At 38.3% G+C, this 16,244-nt stretch carries 12 protein-coding genes; 3 read left to right on the top strand and 9 right to left on the bottom strand.

The window, feature by feature from the left end; all coding sequences use genetic code 11:
• The first annotated feature begins 152 nt into the window (after positions 1-152).
• The gene (locus IGI49_RS03350; RefSeq protein ID WP_429963340.1) at positions 153-668 is read left to right on the top strand and encodes a thioredoxin domain-containing protein; all 516 of its coding nucleotides are present in this window, start codon (positions 153-155) and stop codon (positions 666-668) included.
• An 82-nt stretch (positions 669-750) separates the two neighbouring features.
• Here IGI49_RS03350 and whiA read toward each other — a convergent pair whose 3' ends face one another.
• The 7 genes from whiA to uvrB all read right to left on the bottom strand — a co-directional run bounded on the left by whiA (position 751) and on the right by uvrB (position 10,616).
• Entirely contained in the window at positions 751-1,686 is a 936-nt protein-coding gene (gene whiA / locus IGI49_RS03345) for a DNA-binding protein WhiA (protein ID WP_207701629.1), read from the bottom strand.
• 15 nt (positions 1,687-1,701) lie between these two features.
• Entirely contained in the window at positions 1,702-2,700 is a 999-nt protein-coding gene (locus tag IGI49_RS03340) for a gluconeogenesis factor YvcK family protein (protein WP_429963339.1), read from the bottom strand.
• Entirely contained in the window at positions 2,697-3,584 is an 888-nt protein-coding gene (gene rapZ / locus IGI49_RS03335; RefSeq protein ID WP_429963338.1) for an RNase adapter RapZ, read from the bottom strand. The genes IGI49_RS03340 and rapZ overlap by 4 nt, the downstream gene beginning before the upstream one ends.
• Positions 3,585-3,695: 111 nt before the next feature.
• On the bottom strand, positions 3,696-4,409 hold the full coding sequence (locus IGI49_RS03330; protein WP_429963337.1) for an amino acid racemase: 714 nt from the start codon (positions 4,407-4,409) through the stop codon (positions 3,696-3,698).
• A gap of 3 nt (positions 4,410-4,412) precedes the next feature.
• The gene (locus IGI49_RS03325) at positions 4,413-5,669 is read right to left on the bottom strand and encodes a carboxylate--amine ligase (RefSeq protein ID WP_429963336.1); all 1,257 of its coding nucleotides are present in this window, start codon (positions 5,667-5,669) and stop codon (positions 4,413-4,415) included.
• A 94-nt stretch (positions 5,670-5,763) separates the two neighbouring features.
• Positions 5,764-8,592 carry an excinuclease ABC subunit UvrA gene (gene uvrA, locus IGI49_RS03320; protein WP_429963335.1) on the bottom strand — a complete coding sequence of 943 codons (2,829 nt, stop codon included), beginning with the start codon at positions 8,590-8,592 and terminating at the stop codon, positions 5,764-5,766.
• Positions 8,593-8,624: 32 nt separating this feature from the next.
• Positions 8,625-10,616, bottom strand: a complete 1,992-nt coding sequence (gene uvrB, locus IGI49_RS03315; protein WP_429963334.1) for an excinuclease ABC subunit UvrB — start codon at positions 10,614-10,616, stop codon at positions 8,625-8,627.
• A gap of 257 nt (positions 10,617-10,873) precedes the next feature.
• On the opposite strand from uvrB, the gene IGI49_RS03310 reads away from it, so the two are divergent.
• Together IGI49_RS03310 and IGI49_RS03305 are read left to right on the top strand one after the other, a co-directional pair.
• Positions 10,874-13,036, top strand: a complete 2,163-nt coding sequence (locus IGI49_RS03310) for an amino acid ABC transporter substrate-binding protein/permease (RefSeq protein ID WP_429963333.1) — start codon at positions 10,874-10,876, stop codon at positions 13,034-13,036.
• Between the two features lies 1 nt (position 13,037).
• Positions 13,038-13,775: an amino acid ABC transporter ATP-binding protein gene (locus tag IGI49_RS03305; RefSeq protein ID WP_429963332.1), complete on the top strand. Its 738-nt coding sequence runs from the start codon at positions 13,038-13,040 to the stop codon at positions 13,773-13,775.
• Positions 13,776-13,817: 42 nt separating this feature from the next.
• Here IGI49_RS03305 and IGI49_RS03300 read toward each other — a convergent pair whose 3' ends face one another.
• Together IGI49_RS03300 and tuf are read right to left on the bottom strand one after the other, a co-directional pair.
• Positions 13,818-14,855: an iron-containing alcohol dehydrogenase gene (locus IGI49_RS03300; protein ID WP_429963331.1), complete on the bottom strand. Its 1,038-nt coding sequence runs from the start codon at positions 14,853-14,855 to the stop codon at positions 13,818-13,820.
• Positions 14,856-14,942: 87 nt separating this feature from the next.
• On the bottom strand, positions 14,943-16,130 hold the full coding sequence (gene tuf, locus IGI49_RS03295; protein WP_207701639.1) for an elongation factor Tu: 1,188 nt from the start codon (positions 16,128-16,130) through the stop codon (positions 14,943-14,945).
• Between the last annotated feature and the right edge of the window lie 114 nt (positions 16,131-16,244).

Here is a 16,244-nt window from a genome sequence, read left to right as displayed (position 1 = left end):
CTCCTCGTAATAAGTATTCGCAACGGTTTTATTATAAACCAAGCACAGCTTTTTTTAAATGCTCGTTTTCCCTAATTTCAGTAAAAAAGAATTTATTTGTTTTGTATTCTTAGATTTTTCTTGTACACTAGTAGAAAAGGAGGAATTAATCCATGGATATCTCTGTAATTAAACCCGAGTTTGTAAATGATTGGAATGGTATCAAAATCGGTTCTGATCACGCTCCTAAAAGAATTATTGAATTTATGAACCTTCGCTGTCCGTTTTGTAAGCAATGGTTTGAAGAATCTCAAGAAATGTTGGCACAGGCGGTCACAGATGAAAAAGTGCAGCGTATTATAAAACTATTAGACAAGGACAAAGAAAGCCTTCAACGTGGAAATATCATGCATGAATATATCAGTAATGATCCGGCAGTAACTCTTCAACAAATTCAGCAGGTTTACTTGTCTCAAGATGATTGGAAAGAACTTAGCTTAGAACAAGTTGCTGACTACGCTGAAAAAATATTGCATCTTAAGCAACAACCTAATCAAAGCTTGCAACAAGAAATCCGCAATGAAGCAGAACAAGCAAATATTAAATTTGTACCAACCGTTTTAGTCGATGAGCATATTTTTGATGAGTCTGTTACAAGGGAGCAATTAAGAGAGTACCTATCGTTATAGTTGGATAGGTGTGCCACATGCTTCCTTTCATTGTCAAAAAAACGTTAGTGGAAAAGAGATAGCCTCTGAACCACTAGCGTTTTTACATACTTCTCTTTTTCAATTCTTCTGCAAAGTCATTGATCTTACGAATCCGGTGATTAATCCCAGATTTTGAAATTCCACCAGATGGAATCATCTCACCTAACTCTTTTAAACTAACCTCTGGATGTTGAATTCGCAGCTCTGCTATCTCTTGTAATTTCTCCGGCAACGATTGAAGTCCAACTGTCGTTTCAATGAAATGAATGTTTTCAATTTGCTTTGAAGCGGCATCAATCGTCTTATTCATATTTGCGGTCTCACAATTCACCAATCGATTCACGGAATTTCGCATATCCCTGACAATACGAACATCTTCAAATTTTAACATCGAATTAGTTGCACCGATCAAAACTAAGAAATCTGCAATTTTTTCGGCACCTTTCAAATAGGTAATATAGCCATTACGGCGAGCCAAAGTTCGGGCATTTAAATCAAACTGATTTAGAAGATCACAAATATCCTGATTATGTTCTTCATATATCGAGGATATTTCCAAATGATAACGACTTGTTTCAGGGTTGTTAACCGACCCTGATGCCAAGAACGCCCCTCTTAAGTAAGCTCGAACTTTTTCGTCCTCAGATTTTAGTTCTTCTGAAATATGTGATTGAAACATCATGCCATCCATAATATTCAGATCTGTTAAAATGCTTTGCGTTTCTTGTTTCAAACGAACAATGTAAACATTGTTCTTCTTTAACTTCATTTTCCGGCGAACTAGTAACTCGCTACGTACACCGTAATTTTCCTTTAATAATGTAAAAAGTCGGCGTGCAATGGCAGCATTTTCCGTTTGCACATTTAACACAAACTGGTGGTTACTTAAACTAAGCGAGCCATTCATACGAATTAAGGCGGCTAACTCAGCTTTAGCTAATTCTTTTTGTACGGCCAATCCAGTGAGCTCTTTTTTTACTTCTGCCGCAAATGACATTATCTAAGCCCCCTATTAAATTTTAGCACCGAAAACAATTCGAAATAACTCATCCACTACTTTATCTCCATCATGAAAAACACCGCCGTCTCGTAGTTTCAAAAAATCTGTAGAAACAACTCGACATCCTTCTTCTCTTAGTCCGTTGAAATCATGGGTTACTTGAACTAAGTATTCATCATAGATTTCAGGATTCATGTAATCTTCTGGTACTTTTTCAGTATTGACTAAAACCGTATCAACAAAATTATCTGCTAAATGCTGATGAAGCACTTTTACGTGATCTGCATCGCTAAAGTGTTCGGTTTCACCTTTTTGAGTCATGATATTACAAATATAAACCACTTCCGCATTTGTTGTTCGGACGGCTTCGCCGATCTCACTAATCACTAAATTAGGTAAAATGCTTGTAAACAAGGACCCAGGTCCTAAAACCACCATATCAGCATCCTTGATTGTTTGAACAACTTTTCGGGCAGCATGTATATCATGGTCATTGTCATGTCCGGTAACATAAACCCTTTTAATAATTTTACGGTCTAACGCAATTTTCGATTCGCCTGCAACGGTAGTACCATCTTCAAATTCTGCGTGTAAAATTAGAGGCTTCTCAGAGGATGGAAAAACATGACCATCCACATGCATCATATGAGATAAGAGTTGGATTGCTTCATAAGTACTCCCTCGCATCTCAGAAAGGGCAGCAATTATCAGATTGCCTATCGTATGGTTTGCGAGAAACTTATCTTCTTCCCTAAATCGATATTGAAACAGATCTTCATACAATCTAGGCATATCTGATAATGCTGCTAGCACATTTCTTAAATCTCCTGGCGGTGCCATGTCGATTGAATTCCTTAATTCACCGCTGCTTCCACCATCATCTGCTACCGTAACAACTGCTGTAATATCCGCACTCTGGTTACGTAAACTTTTTAGTATGACCGGTAAACCAGTTCCGCCTCCAATCACAACAATTTTAGGTTTACGGATTCGATAGGTTTTCATTCTCATGAACGATTCACCGTCTCTTTCCGTTTGTCTTTATCGCGATGAGTGATATTGACTCGATAATCTAATTCTTTTAAAGCTTTACCAACCCGCTCGCTCAAAGCCACAGAGCGATGTTGACCACCGGTGCAACCAATAGCAATTGTTAACGAACTTTTACCTTCCTTAACATATCCAGGTAAGATATTTTTGAGTAAATGTACAAAGTCATTATAAAACTCTCCTGTCTCTGGAAAAGACATTACATAGTCATAAACTTCTTTGTCTAAACCAGTTTTAGGACGCAGTTCAGCAATATAATGAGGATTTGGTAAAAACCGTACATCCATCACAATATCTGCATCAATTGGCAACCCATATTTAAATCCAAATGAAAGCATTTCAATATGGAAACCAAGATCATCGGTTTGTTTGAACTCATGATTTATTTTTTCTCTCAATTGACGCGGTGCCAAATTTGTTGTGTCAATAACCAATGTTGCTCGTGTTTTTAAATCTTCTAAAATCGCACGTTCTTTTCGAATCCCCTCAGTCACTAATCCATCCATTGCCATTGGATGTGTCCTTCTAGTTTCTTTGTACCTGGAGACTAATTCTTCATCAGAAGCATCTAAAAACAGTAAACTAGTATCGATGAAACCTGTATTATCAATCTCGACTAGCATATTTTGAATCTCTTCAAAAAAAGCTCGTGAGCGTAAATCAACTACTAGTGCAATTTTTGTTACTTTTCCTGATTCGCGGATCAGTTCCCAAAACTTTGGAATTAATCCGGGAGGCATATTGTCTACGCAAAAATACCCCATATCTTCAAAACTTTGAATAGCTACAGTTTTACCTGCTCCACTCATTCCAGTAATGACCACTAAATGTAAACTATCTGTCATTTGGTGTCACTCCTCTCCATCCTGTACATTGTATCATTCCGGGCGTGTCTTTACTACATATTTAATTATTAAATTCCTTTAAAAAAAGGAAATCATAAAAAAAGACCTTCTTTATTTAGAAGATCTGTTTTCCAAAGCTAATTCAATTGTCCGATCAGCTAAGACTGATTGGGCATCAATCACAGGATAAGGATTCTCTCCTATATTCTCTTGCACTAATGATAACTCTGTACAACCTAGAATCACATTCTGACATCCTAATCCATCAAAAACATCAGATAAGATTTCCAGATAAAGATTCGTGTTAATATAATCGTTCTCTTTTACATCTCGGTAAATTAAGTTGTTTACTTTCGTTTGTAATTCCTTGTCAGGAATGAGTACATCAAATCCTTGATTTTCCATTTCACTCTGATAGATACCCGCTTTGACACTTCCTTCAGTTCCTAAAAATGCGACTTTTCCTCCACCTGGATTTGTCTGTTTCAATTTCTTAGCAGCTTCTCTTGGCATGTGCAAAACTGTTATATCGGTAGCACCTTGAATAGCATCAAAAAAATAATGCGCAGTATTGCAAGTCAACACAATAAAATTAGGCTTTAGCAAATTTTGCTTTTCGATATCATCCAGCAGAAATGGTAGTGGGCTATCCACAGTATGATCCAAAATATAGTCCGTTCTATCCGGAACCGTCGCATGATTAAATAGAACATAATTCAAGTAATCCTGATCTTTGTGTGCTATGATCCGATGATTAATTAAGCGAACAAAGCTTTCAGTTGCCATGGTGCCCATTCCACCTAAAATGCTAAAGAAGTTCTCCAATCCTTACCCTTCTTTCTCTTTAAAGAACATTTCAAATCGTCCTTTGTATTTACTAAACATATACTTCATCAACATCCAACGCATTGGAGACATGTCTTTCTTATAAAAAACTGTTGTTCCCCACTTGTCCTTTTGGATAAGGTCAAGCGCTCGCCTTTTATCCTCATTATCTCGTGCGAACTTTGCAAAAACTTCTTTCGGTACCCCCATCCAGAGCATCTCAGTATCCTCTTGGGCTTTTCCGTAAATTGTTTCAGCATAAGGTATTTCAAAAACACGATCCTCCGTAACAAATTGAGCCAGGTTCAGTCCATTCAAAGTAACAAAGAAACTGCTGCGGCCCTGACGAAGGTTAATTTCAAACAACTTGTACTCCCCATCCCGAGGATCATATTTCATATCAAAATTAGCAAATCCAGTGTAAGATATTTTTTCTAAAAAAGACTTAATTGTTTGATAAATTTTTTCATTGTATTCAGGCATGATCGCTACATAATTCCCAATTGCTTCGGGTGAAGGATCTTCCAGAAGAGGATGGCCCAGGCACATCATTCGAACTTGATTTTGCTGATCCACATAAGCATTCAACACACGCATATTGCTGTCATCACCAGGGATGAAATCTTGAGCAATCATTTCGCTTTTGTAGCCTGCTTGATAAATGCGTGCTAAAATTGTATCGAATTCTTCTCGTGTATCAAAAATAAACGCCTTTTTACGTCCTTCAAAATCAACCGAGAGCCACTCTACACTATTCGCTGGTTTCAATGCCACTGGGAATGAGAAAGGTAATTCTTGATTTAAAAAACCATTTTCTAGCATATCTTCCCGAATAATCAATGTGTTAGGGTATGGAAGCTGATATTCTTCACAAATGTCATAAAAACTAACTTTGCTGATTAAACGTTCCAACAAAGAAAAATCAATATAAGGACAAATAAACCACTCTGATAATTCATTTTTGTGTAAAGAAACTAATTCAGCATAACCATCTCCACAAGCTATCAATAAATATTTAGTATCTGGATCGTTAAATTTTTCTTTTCCCAATTTTCGCATTTCTTCGATGAAAACAGGATCTTTATCGAAATCTCGTAGAGTATGGACATTTACTATTTTTGAGTGTTTTGTTGGAGCCAATTGCAACCCAGCATAAGCCTCGCTAACTATTCCATAAGCTTCATGAAAAGAGCGGGCCATTCCATAGACATTGATATCACTTCCTAGTAAAATTGGTACAAATTTTTGCTGTTTATTCATTTTCACTACACCTTCTCGTCTTAATCCTTGATTATCATACCATAAAGAAAAATGCAAGCAAAGCTAAGTCTTTGAATTGCATTTTTCTTTACAACTATTTGGCGTTTTCTAACGCTTTTTTCAAGTAATGACCTGTGTAGCTTTCAGATACTTCTGCAATTTCTTCGGGCGTTCCAGTGGCCAAAATCGTTCCTCCACCGTCACCGCCTTCAGGACCTAAGTCAATAACGTAATCGGCAGACTTAATGACATCCAAATTATGTTCGATAACCAATACCGTATTACCAGCATCAACAAACCGCTCCAACACCTTCAGCAAACGAGCGATATCGTCTGTGTGCAAACCAGTAGTTGGCTCATCTAAAATATAGAAATTTTTACCATTAGAGTTCTTATGCAACTCACTGGCTAACTTCATACGCTGAGCTTCGCCTCCTGATAAGGTCGTTGCTGGTTGCCCCATCGTGACATATCCTAAACCGACATCCACAATTGTTTGTAATTTACGATGAATTTTCGGAATGTGTTTAAAGAATTCTACTGCATCTTCGACTGTCATTTCTAAAATATCAGCAATGTTTTTCCCTTTATAATGTACTTCCAAAGTTTCAGAGTTGTATCGTTTACCATGACAAACTTCACAAGGGACATACACATCTGGTAAGAAATGCATTTCGATTTTGATAATTCCATCGCCGCGACAAGCTTCACAGCGACCGCCCTTAACATTAAAGCTGAAGCGTCCTTTTTTGTACCCACGAATCTTGGCTTCGTTGGTTTTAGCAAACAAATCACGAATATCGTCAAATACGCTGGTATACGTCGCAGGATTGCTTCGTGGTGTTCGTCCGATTGGGCTTTGATCAATATCAACTAGTTTTTCAATACTCTTATAGCCGGTAATCTTTTTGTATTTACCTGGCTTATTAGAATTTCGATTTAACTTTTGAGCCAGCGCTTTTTTCAATATCTGATTGACTAGTGTCGATTTCCCAGAACCAGAAACGCCAGTTATCGCAACAAATTTTCCTAATGGAAACTCTACATCCAAATTCTTCAAATTGTTTTCTGCTGCTCCAGTAACCTTAATGTTCTTACCGTTACCCTTGCGACGCTCTTTTGGAACTGGAATTTGTCGTTTACCAGATAAATATTGTCCTGTTAAAGAATTCTCATTTTTAGCAACTTCAGCAGGTGTTCCAGCCGCAACAATCTCACCGCCTTGGTCTCCCGCTCCTGGTCCCACATCGATTAAATAGTCTGCTGCTCGCATTGTATCTTCGTCATGTTCAACCACAATTAATGTATTTCCTAAATCTCGCATTTTTTGCAAGGAACGAATTAAGCGATCATTATCCCGTTGATGCAAACCAATTGAAGGCTCATCAAGAATATACAGTACACCAGATAAATTAGATCCAATTTGCGTGGCCAAACGAATTCGCTGCGCTTCTCCGCCTGATAATGTCCCAGCAGCACGGCTTAAAGTTAAATATTCTAATCCAACATTCTGCAAGAAAGTTAAACGATCCCCAATTTCCTTCAGGATTGGACGAGCAATCATTGTTTCTTGTTCACTTAGACTCAATTCATCAAAGAAGTCCAAGGCTTGATTAATTGAATCCTCACTAACTTGACCAATGTTGGTTCCATTAACCTGCACTGATAATGCTTGAGGATTTAACCGCAAACCGTGACAAGCCTGACATGTCAATTCAGTCATGTATAGGCGCATTTGTTCACGAGTAAAATCACTATTGGTTTCTCGATAACGCCGATCAATATTGGGTAAAATGCCTTCAAAGGGAACTTCTACATCTCGGACTCCACCAAAATCATTTTCATAGTGGAAATGGAAATGTTCACCATTTGAACCGTGTAATACGATTTCTTGATGTTCGTTTGGTAGATCCTCAAAAGCGGTATCCATATCAATACCAAAGCTAGTACAAGCTTGCTCTAGCATTTGAGGATAGTATTGAGAACTAATTGGATTCCAAGGTATGAGCGCTCCTTCTCTAAGTGTTTTAGTCGGATCAGGAATCACTAGCTCTGGGTCAACTTCCAGCTTCACACCTAGCCCATCGCACTCTGGACAGGCACCAAATGGCGCATTGAAAGAAAAGAGTCGAGGTTCCAATTCGCCAACAGTAAATCCACAATAAGGACAAGCATAATGTTCACTGAATAGCATCTCTTCTTGATCAATCACATCGACTAGAGCATAACCATCCGCTAAACGTAAAGCTGCTTCAAAAGAATCGAACAATCGGGAACGAATCCCCTCTTTTACAACAATCCGGTCAATAATAATCGCAATATCATGCTTTTTGTTTTTTTCTAGTTCAGGTGCTTCGGATACATCATAAACTTCGTCATCAACACGCATTCTTACGTAGCCCTCACGTTGGATCATTTCAAAAACTTTTTTATGCTGGCCCTTTTTCTTGACTACAACAGGAGCTAAAATTTGGATTTTTGTTCGCTCAGAAAGCTCTAAAACTTTATCAACCATTTGTTCAACTGATTGTGAAGTAATTTCAATGTGATCATTAGGACAGATAGGGTGCCCTACTCGCGCATACAGTAGACGAAGATAATCATTGATTTCAGTTACAGTCCCTACGGTTGAACGTGGATTTTTACTGGTTGTTTTTTGGTCAATTGAAATCGCTGGGCTTAAACCGTCGATGCTATCTACATCCGGCTTATCCATCTGTCCTAGGAATTGACGAGCATATGCTGATAGACTCTCTACATAACGACGTTGTCCTTCAGCATATAACGTATCGAAGGCCAATGAACTTTTTCCTGAGCCAGATAATCCCGTGACAACAACCATTTTGTCACGGGGAATAGTTACATCAATATCTTTCAAATTATGGGCTCTAGCGCCATGAATTACTATTTTATCGTTTGCCATAATTCTCTCCTTTACAAATGAAATGACTATTTTTATTCTGCTGCTTTTAATTCTAGGATAGTATCCCGCAAAGTAGCAGCTGTTTCGAAATCAAGTGTTTTCGCAGCTTCTCGCATTTCGTCCTCTAGTTTTTCAATCATCAAGTTACGTTCTTCCTTAGACATCTCATCATAAGAACTAAGGTCATAAGCACCGACTTCCTCAGCAACCTTACTGATAGCAATCAAATCGCGGATTTCCTTAATAATTGTTTTCGGCTCAATTCCATGATCTTCGTTGTATTGATTCTGAATTTCACGACGACGTGATGTTTCATCCATTGCTCGTTGCATTGAATCGGTTATTTTGTCAGCGTACATGATCACCTTACCAGCTGAATTACGGGCAGCTCGACCAATCGTTTGAACTAATGATCGTTCGCTTCGCAAGAATCCTTCTTTATCAGCATCTAAAATGGCTACGAGTGACACTTCTGGCACGTCAATCCCCTCTCGGAGCAAATTAATACCAACTAAGACGTCAAACTTGCCTAAACGCAAATCACGGATGATTTCGGTCCGCTCCAAAGTTTTGATATCACTGTGAAGGTACTTAACCTTTATACCCAGTTCTTTAAAATAATCAGTCAAATCTTCAGACATTTTCTTAGTTAGAGTCGTCACAAATACTCGTTCGTTTCTTTCAGCGCGTTCATTAATTTCACCAACTAAATCGTCAATTTGACCCATAATTGGACGAACTTCAACGACCGGGTCTAATAAACCCGTTGGTCGAATGATTTGTTCTACTACAGTATCTGTTTGGGTATCTTCATACGGACCGGGAGTAGCTGACACATAAACGATCTGGTTAACGCGTTCCTCAAATTCCTCTAAGCGCAAAGGTCGATTGTCCAAGGCAGAAGGTAAACGGAATCCATAATCAACCAACATTTGCTTTCTCGCACGGTCACCATTGTACATTCCGCGAACTTGCGGCATCGTAACATGGGACTCATCAATAACCATTAGAAAGTCATCTGGGAAGAAATCAATCAAAGTATATGGAGGCTCACCTTCTTTACGCCCATCCATATGTCGCGAATAGTTCTCAATTCCTGAGGTATAGCCCATTTCTCGCAACATTTCAATATCATAGTTCGTACGCTGTTCCAGGCGTTGAGCTTCTAAAAGCTTATTTTCACCACGTAAAACAGCTAAACGGTCCTCCAACTCTTTTTGAATACCGCTAATAGCAATTTCTAAATTATGTTCATTGGTCAGAAAGTGTGTAGCTGGAAAAATTGCAACATGCTCCGTCTCACCCACCACTTCTCCTGTCAAAGCATCAACCTCACGAATACGATCAATTTCATCGCCAAAAAATTCTACCCGCAAAGCTCGTTCATCCCGAGATGCTGGGAATATTTCAACCACGTCTCCACGAACACGAAAACGTCCGCGTTGAAAATCAATATCGTTCCGTTCAAACTGAATATCAATCAGGCTCCGCAGTAACTGATTGCGGTCCATTTCCATACCAACTCGCAAAGAAACCACCTGCTCTTGATATTCCTTAGGGGATCCTAAGCCAAAAATACAAGATACAGATGCTACCACAATAACATCATTCCGCTCAAGTAAAGCACTTGTTGCCGAATGACGAAGTTTGTCTATTTCATCGTTAATACTAGAATCTTTTTCTATATAAGTGTCACTAGATGGTACATAGGCTTCAGGTTGATAATAATCATAATAACTTACAAAATATTCAACAGCATTGTTAGGGAAAAATTCCTTAAACTCACCATATAGCTGTCCTGCTAAGGTTTTATTGTGCGCAATGATCAACGTAGGCTTATTAACTTCCTTGATTACGTTAGAAATGGTATAGGTTTTACCTGTACCGGTCGCTCCCAAGAGAATTTGGGCTTTCTTTCCGCTCACAACACCTTCTGATAATTGGCAAATCGCCGTTGGCTGATCACCTGCAGGTTCGTAATTGGAATGAAGGTCAAAAGTGTTCTCTGTTTCTCTTTCTATCACACAACCGTCCTCCTTTTTCTTCATTCGAGAGAAGAATTTCTCAGTCACAAATTATAGCATACCGAACATATTTTCGCCATTTTTTCTTCTTATTTCCTCATTCATCTTACAGTTTCCTTAAAATTAGATATGTGAGATTTCGTGACATTACGTGTTAGGATTATTTTATTTTTTTCATTTCAAATGCTGGAAGCACTTGTTTTCTTTAGGCGGTCTAACATATAATAGATCAATGATAATACTATAGGAGGTTTGTTATGAAAAAACGAAGACTTTTATCATTCTTAATACTGTTGGTGGCAAGTATTATAACGCTCGGCTTCAGTGAGAAAAGTCATGCTGAGACGACCTATAAGATAGGAACTGACCTAACTTTTGCTCCCTTTGAATTCCAGGATTCAGATGGTAATTATATCGGGATTGATGTAGATTTACTTAATAAAATAGCGGAAGATCAAGGTTTTAAAGTAGATCTACGCCCTTTAGGTTTCGACAGTTCGATCCAAGGTGTTCAGTCCGATCAACTAGACGGAATGATCGCTGGAATGAGCATTACAGATGAGCGTAAAAAAACATTCGATTTCTCTGACCCTTACTTTGACAGCGGAATTCAAATGGCCGTTCACAAAGATAACAGCGACATCACAAGCTACGAAGATTTGAAAGGAAAAACAGTTGCTGCTAAAATTGGGACTGAAAGTGCTGCTTTTTTAGAAGAAAATAAAGACAAGTATGGCTACAGCATTAAACAGTATGAAGCAGCCGATGCTTTGTACAATGCATTAGGCAACGATAATGTTCAAGCCATTTTTGATGACTATCCGGTTTTAGGTTATGCAGTAAACAATGGCCAACCTTTCAAAATGGTGGGCGACTATGAAGTCGGAAGTTCTTATGGTTTTGGTGTAAAAAAAGGTCAAAATAAGGAACTGCTGGAAAAATTCAATCAAGGATTAAAAGACTTAAAAGCTGACGGAACATATGATGAAATTGTCAGCAACTATATTTCAACTGGCTCAGGTACGGCTGCTCCTTCTGGCAAAATGAAGAAGGTAGAGCCGAAAAAAGACACTTACATTATCTCAAGTGATTCCGCTTTTGCTCCATTTGAGTACCAAGATAGCGATGGCAAGTATAAGGGAATCGACGTGGATTTGTTAACTCGTGCAGCTGAAATGCAAGGATTTAATCTTCAATTCAAATTTATCGGTTTCTCTTCTGCTATGCAGGCATTAGAATCAGGTCAAGCTGATGGAATGATTGCCGGAATGACGATTACTGATGAACGAAAAGAAAATTATGATTTTTCTGAGCCTTATTTCCAAAGCGGTATTCAATTAGCTGTTTCAAAAGATAACAACGACATTAAATCCTATAAAGACCTTGATGGAAAAACGGTTGGTGCTAAAGTAGGGACTGAAAGTGCTGATTTTCTAAAATCTCATCAAGATGAGTACGGTTATAAGATTAAGAATTTTGACGCTGCTGACCAATTGTACGATGCATTAAAGGTTGGTTCTATTGATGCTATGATGGATGATTATCCAGTTATTGGCTACGCTGTTCAGCAAGGTCAAGACCTTAAAACCCCAATCGAACGGGAGTCAGGCGGCTCTTATGGATTTGCTGTTAAAAAAGGAGAAAATCCAGAACTATTGGAAATGTTTAATGAAGCATTAGACGAAATGCATCGTACTGGTGAATATGATCAAATTCTTAGTGAACATATTGGTGATGGTAGTACTTCGAACAGTAAAGAAATTGTTGACGAATCAACAATTGGCGGCTTGTTAAAAAATAACTACCCTGCTCTGCTAGAAGGCTTATGGAAGACGATCGTTCTTGCATTAGTTTCTTTTGTTCTTGCTTTAGTTTTAGGTGTCATTTTTGGTCTGTTCCGTGTTTCACCAGTTAAGGCACTTCGCCTATTTGCTGGTATTTATATCGATGTAATTCGTGGTATTCCTATGATGGTATTGGCCTTCTTCATTTTCTTTGGTCTTCCAGGCATTACCGGAATAACTATCCCTGACTTTATAGCGGGTATAATTACTTTAACCCTAAACGCTAGTGCCTATATTGCTGAAATCGTTCGAGGTGGGATTAATGCTGTACCAATTGGGCAAATGGAAGCCTCGCGTAGTTTAGGTTTATCCTACAATAAAACGATGCAAAAAATTGTTTTACCGCAAGCAATTAAGATCATGATCCCTTCTTTTATCAATCAATTCGTTATCAGTTTGAAGGATACGACCATCATTTCAGCAATTGGTGTAGTAGAATTGCTTCAAACAGGGAAAATTATTGTGGCCCGTACTACACAAAGTTCGTACGTTTACTTGATCATTGCAATCATGTATTTAATATTGATTACTCTGTTGACTAAATTGGCGAATCGCCTAGATAAGAAGGTGAACTAAGATGAGTGAAAAAATTGTTGTTAATCATTTAGTAAAAAAATTCGGTGACAACACTGTATTGAATGATATTAACGTAACCATAAAAGAAGGTGAAGTTGTCTGTATCATCGGCCCTTCAGGTTCAGGTAAATCAACCTTTTTGCGTTGTATGAATCGTCTGGAAGATCCGACAGAAGGACAAATTATCATTGACGGTCAGGATTTAACTGACAAAAATACCGATATTAACTTAGTGCGTCAGCATATAGGTATGGTATTTCAACACTTTAACTTGTTTCCTCATTTGACTGTATTGCAAAATATTACTTTGGCTCCGCTAGATTTGAAGGGTGAAGCAAAAGAAAAAGCGATTGAACGGGCGATTGAATTATTAGAACGTGTTGGACTTGCTGAGAAAAAAGATGTTTATCCGGACAGTCTTTCTGGCGGACAAAAGCAGAGGGTTGCAATTGCGCGAGCTTTAGCAATGAATCCGGATGTTATGCTATTTGATGAACCTACCTCTGCTCTCGACCCTGAAATGGTTGGAGATGTGTTGAAGGTTATGAAAGATTTAGCTCATCAGGGAATGACGATGGTCATCGTTACTCATGAAATGGGCTTTGCTAAGGAAGTAGCAGATCGAGTAATGTTTACTGATGGTGGAAAAATCTTAGAAGACGGCACACCAGAACAAATCTTTAATAACCCGCATAATCCGCGGACAAAAGACTTCTTAAATAAAGTATTGAATATCTGACAAAAAAGCGAAGTTGCCTGCAAATAAAGGCAACTTCGCTTTTTATTTAAATGCTTGGATTGCTTCAATTAGTTCAGATTTGGTTATTGTACTGCCACTCCGTACAATCCCATCATTGGCAGTAAAGGCCAACTCTGCGATTTGTCCAATTGCAGCATCATCTAATTGAATTCCTAACTCTTTAATCGTAATTGGCAAAGAAAGTTTTTGAAATAGTTGCTGATACGCATTCAATTCTTTTCTGGTTTCAACCTTTAAATGAATCAGTGTAGTTACCGCAATTATTTGTCCGTGACTGGCTTTTATCTTCTTTCCAAACTTGCTCATCAAGGCATTGTGCAAAGAATGAGCAATGCTTAGTCCCCCTGATTCAAAACCAATACCGCTTAATAATGTATTAGCTTCCACCACTGCCTCAAATTCCGGAGTCACTTTTTGCTCTTTATTTGTCTCAACAGCGTCCACTGCATTAGCTAATAAAACGTCTTTGCACTTTTCTGCTAGAACTTGTGCCGCTATAGTTGGTCGAACTCCTAATGTATTAAGTCCATGATTTTCCCAAACAGTTCGAGCCTCAACAAAAGTTGATAGCCCATCTGCGATTCCAGCAGTTAAAAGGTGAATTGGACTATTGACTAGAATTGCTGTATCAACGAAAACAAGATCCGGTCCTTTAGAAAAATAGTGATATTCTTGAAAATAACCTTTTTCATCATATGCTACTGAAATACGCGAAACTGGCGCATCGGTTGATGCAGATGTTGGTAGAACGATATACGCTTTCTTTTCTCGCAAAGCTATTGATTTTCCAAGGTCAATAGCTCGTCCTCCACCTATTGAAAGCACAAAGTCAGTTTTTTCAGGTAAATTAATTTGGTCTCCCGTGTCCACTAGCCAAACAGTCAGCTCGCAACCAGATTTTGTCATACGATAGATAATATCTTCTCCAATTAGTTGATAAACAAAAGTATCCGTTACAATTAAGCCTCGTTTGCCATATTGCAATAATTCTTCAAAACGAGACGTTAAGATATTCTCCCCTTGCAAATACATTCCGGGACTAACAAAAACTTTTTCCATTACTTATCCTCACTTTTTATTTTAATCATAGCTTAGTTTTTGAGGGAAGAAAAGAAAAAAAGTGCCGCCTAAGGGACACTTTTTATATTAACCTTCTATTTCTGTTACGATACCTGAACCAACAGTCCGTCCGCCTTCACGAATGGAGAAAGTTGTTCCTTTTTCTACCGCAATTGGATGAATCAAGTCAACATCGATAGTTACGTTGTCTCCAGGCATTACCATTTCAGTGTCAGCCGGCAAGACAATGTTTCCTGTTACATCTGTTGTACGGAAGTAGAATTGTGGACGATAGTTATTAAAGAATGGTGTGTGACGACCACCTTCTTCTTTCGACAACACATACACTTCAGCTTTGAACTTGGTATGTGGTGTAATTGAGCTTGGTTTAGCAATAACTTGACCACGCTCAATTTGGTCACGAGTAATCCCACGCAACAAAATCCCCACATTGTCTCCAGCTTCACCATAATCCAATGTTTTACGGAACATTTCTAATCCAGTAACTACTGCTTTTTGAGTTTCAGGTTTAATCCCAACGATTTCAATTTCATCACCCACATTTACTTTACCACGATCGATACGACCAGAAGCAACAGTACCACGACCAGTAATTGAGAACACATCCTCAACCGGCAACAACAAAGGTTTGTCATTATCACGTTCAGGTGTTGGAATATATTCATCAACTGTGTCCATCAAATCCATGATTACTTGTTCTTGTTCAGTATCGCCTTCTAAGGCTTTCAATGCAGAACCCTTCAAGACAGGAATATCATCACCTGGGAAACCGTATTCTGATAACAATTCACGAACTTCCATTTCAACTAAGTCAATTAGTTCTTCATCGTCAACTAAATCAACTTTATTTAAGAAGACAATCAGATATTTAACACCAACTTGACGTGATAACAAAATGTGTTCACGTGTTTGAGGCATAGGACCATCTGTTGCCGATACAACTAAGATTGCTCCGTCCATTTGTGCAGCACCGGTAATCATATTTTTTACATAGTCCGCGTGTCCTGGTGCGTCAATGTGAGCATAATGACGTTTTTCAGTTTCATATTCAACGTGCGCAGTATTGATAGTAATTCCACGTTCACGCTCTTCAGGTGCAGCATCGATACTTGCATAGTCCTGAGGGTTTGCAAGACCTTTTTTGCCTAGTACCGTTGTAATTGCTGCCGTTAATGTTGTTTTCCCATGATCGACGTGACCAATGGTACCAATATTAACGTGTGGTTTACTTCTATCATAATGTTCTTTTCCCATAATAATACAAACCTCCTAGATGAATTGAGCTCTTATGAACTCACGGCTCAATTATAAAGCTTTTCGTGAAAAAATGAAAAGATTTATACTTTTTTACTAACTGTAAGTAACCGT

The organism is Enterococcus sp. AZ071, assembly GCF_050499065.1.
Classification (GTDB): Bacteria; Bacillota; Bacilli; order Lactobacillales; family Enterococcaceae; genus Enterococcus_A; species Enterococcus_A ferrettii.
Note: the sequence above shows the minus strand (reverse complement) of the source record. Positions and strands in the feature narration are given on the sequence as shown.

What these genes read in the sequence shown, in the direction of transcription:
- IGI49_RS03300 (WP_429963331.1), bottom strand. Translation starts at nt 14,855, where the DNA reads ATGGAAAAAGTTTTTGTTAGTCCCGGAATGTATTTGCAAGGGGAGAAT.
- IGI49_RS03350 (WP_429963340.1), top strand. Translation starts at nt 153, where the DNA reads ATGGATATCTCTGTAATTAAACCCGAGTTTGTAAATGATTGGAATGGT.
- tuf (WP_207701639.1), bottom strand. Translation starts at nt 16,130, where the DNA reads ATGGGAAAAGAACATTATGATAGAAGTAAACCACACGTTAATATTGGT.
- rapZ (WP_429963338.1), bottom strand. Translation starts at nt 3,584, where the DNA reads ATGACAGATAGTTTACATTTAGTGGTCATTACTGGAATGAGTGGAGCA.
- uvrA (WP_429963335.1), bottom strand. Translation starts at nt 8,592, where the DNA reads ATGGCAAACGATAAAATAGTAATTCATGGCGCTAGAGCCCATAATTTG.
- IGI49_RS03310 (WP_429963333.1), top strand. Translation starts at nt 10,874, where the DNA reads ATGAAAAAACGAAGACTTTTATCATTCTTAATACTGTTGGTGGCAAGT.
- IGI49_RS03325 (WP_429963336.1), bottom strand. Translation starts at nt 5,669, where the DNA reads ATGAATAAACAGCAAAAATTTGTACCAATTTTACTAGGAAGTGATATC.
- whiA (WP_207701629.1), bottom strand. Translation starts at nt 1,686, where the DNA reads ATGTCATTTGCGGCAGAAGTAAAAAAAGAGCTCACTGGATTGGCCGTA.
- IGI49_RS03305 (WP_429963332.1), top strand. Translation starts at nt 13,038, where the DNA reads ATGAGTGAAAAAATTGTTGTTAATCATTTAGTAAAAAAATTCGGTGAC.
- IGI49_RS03340 (WP_429963339.1), bottom strand. Translation starts at nt 2,700, where the DNA reads ATGAGAATGAAAACCTATCGAATCCGTAAACCTAAAATTGTTGTGATT.